The 8,382-nt window shown below is 66.2% G+C and carries 8 protein-coding genes; 6 read left to right on the top strand and 2 right to left on the bottom strand.

All coding sequences use genetic code 11. The features are described 5' to 3' along the window. Window positions 1–191 precede the first annotated feature (191 nt). Complete coding sequence (locus J2X70_RS07465) at window positions 192–734, bottom strand: WG repeat-containing protein (protein ID WP_309909666.1); 543 nt, start codon at window positions 732–734, stop codon at window positions 192–194. Beyond that, entirely contained in the window at window positions 734–2,440 is a 1,707-nt protein-coding gene (locus tag J2X70_RS07460; RefSeq protein WP_093820692.1) for an alkaline phosphatase, read from the bottom strand. Before J2X70_RS07460 ends, J2X70_RS07465 begins: the two co-directional genes overlap by 1 nt. A gap of 154 nt (window positions 2,441–2,594) precedes the next feature. Here J2X70_RS07460 and J2X70_RS07455 point away from each other — a divergent pair, with 154 nt between their 5' ends. The 6 genes from J2X70_RS07455 to J2X70_RS07430 all read left to right on the top strand — a co-directional run bounded on the left by J2X70_RS07455 (window position 2,595) and on the right by J2X70_RS07430 (window position 8,348). After that, a complete protein-coding gene (locus J2X70_RS07455; protein WP_025876066.1) occupies window positions 2,595–3,929 on the top strand; it encodes a dicarboxylate/amino acid:cation symporter in 1,335 nt (444 codons plus the stop codon). A gap of 230 nt (window positions 3,930–4,159) precedes the next feature. Then, entirely contained in the window at window positions 4,160–4,699 is a 540-nt protein-coding gene (locus J2X70_RS07450) for a hypothetical protein (protein ID WP_025876068.1), read from the top strand. Then, window positions 4,696–5,310, top strand: coding sequence for a hypothetical protein (locus J2X70_RS07445; RefSeq protein ID WP_309909664.1), 615 nt, complete (start codon window positions 4,696–4,698; stop codon window positions 5,308–5,310). Before J2X70_RS07450 ends, J2X70_RS07445 begins: the two co-directional genes overlap by 4 nt. Window positions 5,311–5,354: 44 nt before the next feature. Next, the gene (locus J2X70_RS07440) at window positions 5,355–6,737 is read left to right on the top strand and encodes a hypothetical protein (RefSeq protein WP_025876071.1); all 1,383 of its coding nucleotides are present in this window, start codon (window positions 5,355–5,357) and stop codon (window positions 6,735–6,737) included. 140 nt (window positions 6,738–6,877) lie between these two features. Then, window positions 6,878–7,582: a C39 family peptidase gene (locus J2X70_RS07435; RefSeq protein ID WP_025876073.1), complete on the top strand. Its 705-nt coding sequence runs from the start codon at window positions 6,878–6,880 to the stop codon at window positions 7,580–7,582. A gap of 13 nt (window positions 7,583–7,595) precedes the next feature. After that, complete coding sequence (locus J2X70_RS07430; protein ID WP_140226367.1) at window positions 7,596–8,348, top strand: hypothetical protein; 753 nt, start codon at window positions 7,596–7,598, stop codon at window positions 8,346–8,348. The last annotated feature ends 34 nt before the right edge of the window (window positions 8,349–8,382 follow it).

Below are 8,382 nucleotides of genomic sequence, written 5' to 3'. Positions count from 1 at the left end.
TCGAAGGTGGGGCGGTGTCGGATTGCGGGGTGTCAGCCGCATGGATGCGGCTGCCAAGCCTACAAGGACGTACTTGCGGCGTCCCCGCAATCCGACACCGCCCCGCCATCCCACGGAATGCCGCTTTGGCTGTTGCTTCGGCCGTTGCCGTTGTTCGGCAGGTGCAGGGCGCCGCCCTGCCGATAAACCCCTTACTTCAGCCGGCGACCGGAACGATCGATGCGGAACCACTCGCCGCCTTCCATCGGCGTATGCCCGTCGCCATCGGGCATGCCGCGGCGGCAGCCGTTGCAGACCTCGGCCACGCCATCCTGGAACGGCCAGGCAAAATCGAACGTGGCCGCAATCACCTGCTCGAAGGCAGCGTTGAAATAACCCACGCGATCGCCGATGCGGCCGCGGAACAGGCCTTCCTGCAGGGGGTCTGCGCCGTTGTCCCAGGCGATCACCGCCTGGCTGCGGCCGCGACGGTCGACGTAGTGGAAACCATCGGCGGTCTGTACCAGCGCCAGGCCATCGCCGTCGTAGGGGAGATCCTGCAGGGTCTCCGCGCTGATCTGCGGCTTGTCATCGACGACCTCGCAGCCGGGCAGCATCCACAACCCGTGCTCTTCGGTCATGACCTTGCAGGCCGGGCCCTGCGCCGACGCCCAGGGGCTGGCCAGCACGCCCAGCAGGGCCAGCCAGCGCGCACGGCGGAGGCTGCCCAGCGCAGAGCCTGCTGGCCGCGCCATCACTTGGCCTCGGCCTTGCGTTCGAAGGTGGCCGGTGCCGGCAGTTCCACCGGTACGCCCTTGTCGTCGCAGGTGCCGGCCTGACACAGGCGATCGCGCAGGGCCGGGGTGGCCTGCACGATCATGTGGTAGATCGCATTCTGCTCCAGGGTGCCGCGGATCGCCTTGCTGCCCGGGCCGCGTGCCCAGATGCCGACGTCCTCGCCACCATGCGATTCGGACTTCATCGGTACCAGCGCTTCCTGCATGTAGTCGGGATGCTCGGTATCGACGTCGTGCAGGTTCGGGCGGCCGTTGGCCGGCTCGAAGCTGCTGGGGTTGTGCGGGTAACGCTTCGGACCGGCCGGTTGCTGGTTGCTGGTGCCGGTATGGCCGGGGCCGTTGGCGTAGCTCAGGGTGGTGTACGGCTGGCCGTTGCCATCCAGCGCGTAGTCGAGCTTGCCGGCACCATCTTCGCCACCCTTGTCCTTCACCTTGCCCAGGATCGGATTGCCGCGGGCCGGGTAGCCGACGAAATTCAGGGTGTGCGAATGATCGGCAGTGACGATGATCAGGGTGTCATCGGCCGAGGTCAGCTCGTTGGCCACGCGCACGGCATCGGACAGGGCCACGGTTTCGGTCAGCGCACGGTAGGCGTTGCCGCTGTGGTTGGCGTGGTCGATGCGCGCGCCTTCGATCATCAGCACGTAGCCTTCCTGATGGCGCGACAGGTTCTTGATCGCCGCAGCGGTCAGCTCGGCCAGGCTCGGCTCACCGGCCGGGTCCTGCGGACGTTCGTACTCGTAGCGCATGTGGTCAGGCTCGAACAGGCCGAGGATCGCCGGAGCGTTGGCGGCGGCCTGCAGCTGCTTGCTGTTCCAGACGTAGGCGCCCTGCGGGTGCGCCTGCTGCCATTCCTGCACCAGGCTGCGGCCGTCCAGGCGCTGGCCGACCTTGTCGTCGTACTCGGGGTCGCGCTCTTCCACGGTGGTGAACTCACCGCGACCACCGCCCAGGGCGACCAGCGGGCCGCGGCCGTAACGCGAGGTCGACAGCAGCTGCTGGGCGATGTCCTTGCAGCCGGCGGCCTTGGCCGCCTCGGTCAGGTCGGTGTCGTTTTCCCAGTTGCGCTCAGGCGAGTGCGCATAGGTCGCGGCCGGCGTGGCGTGGGTCAGGCGCGCGGTGGAGACAACGCCAGTGGCCAGGCCGGCGCTGTCGGCCAGCTGCAGCCAGGTCAGCAGGCCCTTGGACAGGCTGTCGGCGCAGTCGGTGCGGCTGCCGGCACTGACGCCGATCGCACCCATGTGGGTCTTCACGCCGGTGGTGATGGCGGTCATGGTGCCGGCCGAATCCGGGGTCTGCGAGTCGGTGTTATAGGTCTTGCTGAACGCGGTGGCGGGGAAGCGTTCCCACGACAGCAGGTTCTCTTCGCCCGAGCCGCCCTTCTGCTGGCCTTCGTAGATGCGCGAGGCGGCGACGGTGGTCAGGCTCATGCCGTCACCGAGGAACAGGATGACGTTTTTGGCCTTGCCAGCCATCGCGCCGTTCGCCGCTGCCTGCGCAGCGCCGCTGCGGTACCACCACTGCGGGGTTTCACCGGCCGGGTGGGCGACGGGGGCAACGGTGACCTTCAGGCCGGCCGGGGCGGACGCGGGAGCGGTGCTGGCGCAGGCGCCGAGCAGCAGGGTCGTGGCGCAGGCGGCCAACAGGGAGACGGAACGGCGCATGGACGCTGGGATCTCACAAAGTGTAACGGGACGTTCATTATGCCCGGCCTCGCAAGGCACGCCGATGACACACTGATTTGCCACGCGGGCGGTCGTTCTGCGGGCCGCCTTGGGCTATCGTGCCAGCATCCCTTCCTACCCCCTTGGATTGCCTATGAAGCTGGTCTCTGCCTGGCTGCGGATTCCATTCTGGCAGCGCGTGGTCGGTGGCTTCGTGCTCGGTGCGCTGGCCGGCTGGGCGCTTGGCCCAGCTGCTGAAACCTGGTTCGGCCCGCTCGGCGAGCTGTACGTCACGCTGATCAAGATGATCGCGGTGCCGCTGGTGTTCTTCGCGGTCATCAACGCGATCTCTTCGCTGCACGGCCAGAAATCGGTCGCCGCGCTCAGCGGGCGCACGTTCCTGTGGTTCGTGATCACTGCCGCGCTGGCGGTATGCGTGGGTCTGGGCGTGGGTACGGTGCTGCAGCCCGGCGCCGGTGGCCTGCAGCTGTCGATGGCCAGCAACTATGTGCCGCGCGAAGTACCCAGCGTGGTGCAGGTGCTGCTGGATGTGGTGCCATCCAACGTGTTCTACGCGCTGTCGGGTATCGGCACCAAGGTCAACGCCGCCGGCGAGACCGTGCTGGCCGCGGGCCGTGGTTCGATCCTGCCGGTGATCTTCTTCGCTGGCCTGGTCGGCTTTGCCATCGTCAAGCTTGGCGAGAAGGTGACCGAGGCGCGCAAGCTGGTCGGGCAGATGAGCGACATCATGATCCAGGTGACCCGCTTCGTGCTGGAAGTCACCCCGATCGGCACCTTCGGCCTGATTGCCGGCCTGGTCGGCAGCTACGGCTTCGAGAAGCTGCTGCCGCTGGGCCACTTCGTGCTGGCGCTGTACGTGGCCTGCGCGCTGCACATCGTGGTGGTGTACAGCGCGCTGCTGCTGGCGCATGGCCTGAATCCGCTGAAGTTCTTCCGTGGCGCGGCGCCGGGCATGCAGGTGGCCTTCGTCAGTTCCTCCAGCTTCGCGGCGATGCCGGTCGCGCTGCGCTCGATCACCCACAACCTGGGCGTGAACAAGGACTACGGTTCGTTCGCGGTGCCGCTGGGCGCGAGCATCAAGATGGACGGCTGCGGTGCGATCTATCCGGCGCTGTGCGCGGTATTCATCGCCCAGTACAGCGGTGTGCCGCTGACGCCGGAGCAGTACGTGGTGGTGCTGATCGCTTCGGTGCTGGGCAGCTTCGGTACCGCCGGCGTGCCGGGTACGGCGGTGATCATGGCAACGGTGGTGCTGAGTGCGGCCAACCTGCCGCTGGAAACCATCGGTTACCTGTATGCGATCGACCGCATCCTGGACATGATGCGCACGATGACCAACGTGACCGGACAGATGCTGGTGCCGGTGCTGGTGGCCAAGGAAACCGGCCTGCTCGACCAGACGGTGTACGACAACCCGTCCACCAACGTCGGCATCGATGATCCCGACCCGAGTCCGCCGCGCGCCTGAAGCGGCACTGCAACGGGCTGTATCAGTACCTGTAACACTACTGATACAGCCCCGATGGCGCCTTGCGCAGTGGTGTTTCCTGCGCGTTAAGGCGAACGGAATCCGAACGAAGTTGTAACACTGTGGCGTCATGCCGCCGCGGTGTTACCCGTCAAACCCCCGCTGCGACGGACTTCCGGTGTTGGCACGAAAGCTGCTCTCTCCCTGCGCATATGCAACGGGAGAGCGGCATGGACGGCAGCACCACCCTTTTCACTGTTTCTGGCCGGCGGCTTGCGCTGCTGCTGGTGCTGGCCGTTCCGCTGGCGGCTGCGGCTTCGGGTGCCCGTCAAGGGGTGAAGGCGCAGCCGGGTGAGATCGTCCTGCTGCGCGACGTGTCTACGCGCCCGGCCTACCGCATGGCGCCGCCCGGCGTGGCGTTGATCGCCGATCCGAAACCGCAGCATGAGATCGCCGCCGCACTCGGCAGCAGCGGCGCTGCCAGCGGCATGGATGAACTCAGCGATGACGACTACGCCGGCCTCGGCGCTGGCCAGACCGGCAGCGTGCACGCGCACGGCGTCACCACTGTCGAGCGGGTGACGCAGCAGGCCCTGGGCGGAACCCTTGGACGCTCGGGCGAGGGGATGATGAGCGGCAGCAGCCTCAGCGGTGCGATGAGCGGCCCGCTGGGAGCGGTCGGCAATACCACGCGCGGCATCGGCGATACCGTGCGTGGCGCACTGTCGCAGTTCCCGCTGGGCGCTCCGGCGCAGGCGGGTGGCAAGTGAAGCGCGCAGTGCTGCTGGCGGCCTGGCTGGCATTGCCCGCCACAGCGCTGGCCGACGACTACAGCGGGATGCTGGCCTACCTCGACGTAACCCGCATCGACGGTCGCGCGCTGGCCGGTGCCAGTGGTGCCATCACCATCAACCAGGCGGCGGGCGATCTCAACATCCAGGCCAATCTGCATGGCATGGCCAGCGGCGACCGCGCCGACGTGGCCATCGCTGCGCGCCAGCAGCACAGCAACGACGTCGTGCTTTCGGCACCGCTGGAAGCCAGCGCGCACATCGCCGGACAGGCCTTGGCAGGCGCCAGCGGCATTGCATCGATCAACCAGGCCAGCGGCATCGCCAACACGACGCTCAACGTCGTCAGCGCGACGCTGGCCCGGCAAGGAATACGCGAGTCCGATGACACGGCGTTGGCCGCCTCGGACATCGCGTCAGCAGGGGGGCAGGGCGATACCGGTGACGGTGTTGCGGCGGGTATCCGCAGTGTCGGCGTTTCGTCGACGGCACTGCGGGGCTTCGACGGTGTCCTGCAACTCAATCAGATCGCGGGAGCGCGAAACGATACGGCCAATGTTCTGGGCCTGGTCGTGCAGGGCAACCCGTGAGTACCACCCACCCGAACCAATCACCTGATGAGAGAGAGGGCACCATGAAAGCGACTGTCAAAAAGACCGTACTCGCCATGGCAATTGCCACTGCCTCGACCGCTGCTGCGGCCAATGGCTGGGACAACCAGAATGCCAATGCGAACATCAACCACAACCATGTCGTGACCGAAACCCGCAACGACACGCACAACCATACCGACAACGAAGTCCGCAACTGGACCCGCACCAACACCACGGTACGCAACAACACCGACACCTCGAACGTGAGCCGTACCCGTACGGTGAACGTCAACGAGCAGGTGCAGAAGAACAGCAACATCCAGGCCGACGAGCGCAAGGAAAAGAACAACCACGGCGTCGACGTGAACCTGGAGAAGGATCTGCGGCTGAGCTCGGACATCAACTTCTCCGGCGATCCGACCATCACCGGTGACATCGACCTGGATTCGGCAGCCATCGCCGTGATCGACAACCGCCAGTCGATCAGCAACAACCTCACCGGTAACAGCCTGGTCACCAACAGTGCATCGATCGCCGATGATGTCGGTGCGGGTGCCTCCGGCAACCTCGGCTTCAACGTGGTGGCCGGCGACAACAACGCGCAGGACAATGCTGCGTCGCTGTCCGCTGCGGATGCTTCCTTCAGCTTCGGCATGGCCGACGCCGAGGTGTTCGTCAACCAGGCCGGCTTCGGCAACACCACCATGAACTCCGGCGTCACCAACGCCGCCGGCCTCGGTGGCAATGCCTTCGGCGGTGCCTCGGGCAACATCGGCGTGAACATCGCCTCGGGCAACAACAACGAGCAGAAGAACGCGCTCGCAGCCTCGGTGGCAACCAGTGCGATGGCACAGTCGAGCATCAGCTCCAACCAGGTGTCCACCGGCAACACCGTGTCCAACGCCGGCTTCGTGCAGTCCTACACCGATACGGTGCAGGTCGGCCTGAGCGGTCGCGTCGCAGGCGGTACCCTGGCCGTGGGTGCCGGTACCTATCGCGGCACCGGCAATGCCTACCAGATGGCCAACTACTACCTCGATTCGTGGAGTGGCGATCTGCCGCATCCGGGTGGCAATGCGACCGGGCACATCGATCTGGACAACGAGATCCAGAATGCAACGATGAACCCGAACCGGCCGGGAGTGGGTGGCCTGGGCTTCGATACGCGTGAAAGCGGCACCAGCCAGTTCGTCGAGCTGGGCGTGGCCGACCTGTATGCCAGCCTCAGTGGCACGGTCAGCACCACCCGCTGGGTGAACGTCAATGCGACCAACACCTCGGCACTGTCCGGCAGCGCGTTCTCCGGCGCATCCGGCAACATCGGCGTGAACGTGGCATCGGGTACCGGCAACCTGCAGGCCAACAGCCTGGCATTGGCCGTGGCGCAGCCGAGCACCGGCGGTGGGACCGGCGGCGGCGAGTGATCCACGGTGTGACCGCTTTCGCAGCGAACCTGCGTTGAGCGCAACAAGCCCGGCCATCCGCCAATGGCCGGGTTCCCCCGGGGGCCCCTGTCCCTCCTCCCCCTTGGGGCAGGGGCTCCTTCCTTCTCGTGGAGAACGGCATGGCCGGTCATCGCTGGTGGTTGCGTCTGCTGCCCTGCCTGCTGCTGCTGACCAGCGCATGTGGCTGGGCAGGCGAGGTGGTGTTCAGCGGGGTGCTGCCCAATGGCGCGCTGCTGCAGCAGAAGGTGGAAAGCATGCAGGAGCGGCGTTATCGCAACCTGGTGCGGCAGCACACCGACTACAGCTGCGGGGCGGCCGCTCTGGCCACCATCCTGCGTTATGCCTACCACTTGGACACCACCGAGGCGACGGTGATCGAGGGAATGATGGGGGTATCGGATCCACAGCTGGTCAAGGAACGCGGTTTTTCACTGCTGGACATCAAACGCTATGTCGAATCGCTGGGCATGCGTGGACGCGGTTATCGCATCGATGAATCGCGCCTGCGCACGTTGCGGGTTCCTGGACTGGTGCTGATGGATGTACGCGGCTTCCGGCATTTCGTCGTGCTCAAGCAGGTGCGCGACGGGGTGGTGGAAGTGGCCGATCCGATCCTGGGCAACCGCAGCCTGTCACTGGCCGAGTTCAGTGCCGCCTGGCCGTCACGCGCCGTTTTCGTCGTGATCGGCAGCGACTTCGATCGCAATACGGTGCTGCTGCAACCCAGCGAACGGCCCAGTGCCCGCGCGTTGTATGCGCGGCAGGGACCGATCACCGATGCCGAACTGGTCGACTTCGGCTTCAGCCACGCCGACCTGTTCTGAAGGAGGCACGATCATGCAATGCCAACGTGTAGTACTCGCTCTGCTGCTGATGTTGCCGGTGTCGCCGTTGATGGCGGCAGACGGTGCACCGGGGCGAGGCCTGAAGGAAATACCCGATCCCGAACTGAACCTGATGCGCGGCCGCTACACCGTTGGCGGCAACAACGTGGCCTGGTTCGGGGTGACGATGATTTCGCAGTGGCAGGGACCCAACGGTGCAGTGGTGCAGGGCGCGCTGACCCTGGGCATGGATTTCCGCAATGGCGGCACACCCAAGCTGAGCTTCCAGCCAAGCGTGCAGGTTACCGCCGCTGACGCACCGTTGCCGGCAACGGCAGGGCGCAGCATCGACAGTACCGGCCTGGCCAATGCCAGCGGACTGGTGCAGAGCGTGCAGGTGGCCGGCGATGGCAACACCGCACGCAACGTGACCACCCTGACCGTGCGTGACGGCTTGGTGCCGACCGCACTGGGCGATGACGGCAGCCGCATGGCACAGGCACAGCAGGGCGGGGCTACTGCCACCGCCATGCTCGATGGCAACCAGGCGCGCCTGCTGCTGCAGGTTGATGGGCAGAGCCTGGTACAGCAGTGGATCCGCAATGGCAGCGTGGGGCAGGGCATTGCCCTGGCCGGCGATGGACAGACCGCCAGCAACCGGCTGCAGCTGGAGCTGGTACGCAATACCGCGGCCAACAACCTGCCCTTGAGCCAGAACGTGGCCCAGGCGATCGGGATGAACCGCGGCATGGGCCCAGGCCAGTAACACGGCCTGGTCGGGGGGAACCGACGTACAACGC

It is taken from the genome of Stenotrophomonas sp. 1337 (assembly GCF_031455455.1).
In the GTDB taxonomy this organism is placed as follows: domain Bacteria; phylum Pseudomonadota; class Gammaproteobacteria; order Xanthomonadales; family Xanthomonadaceae; genus Stenotrophomonas; species Stenotrophomonas indicatrix.
Note: the sequence above shows the minus strand (reverse complement) of the source record. Positions and strands in the feature narration are given on the sequence as shown.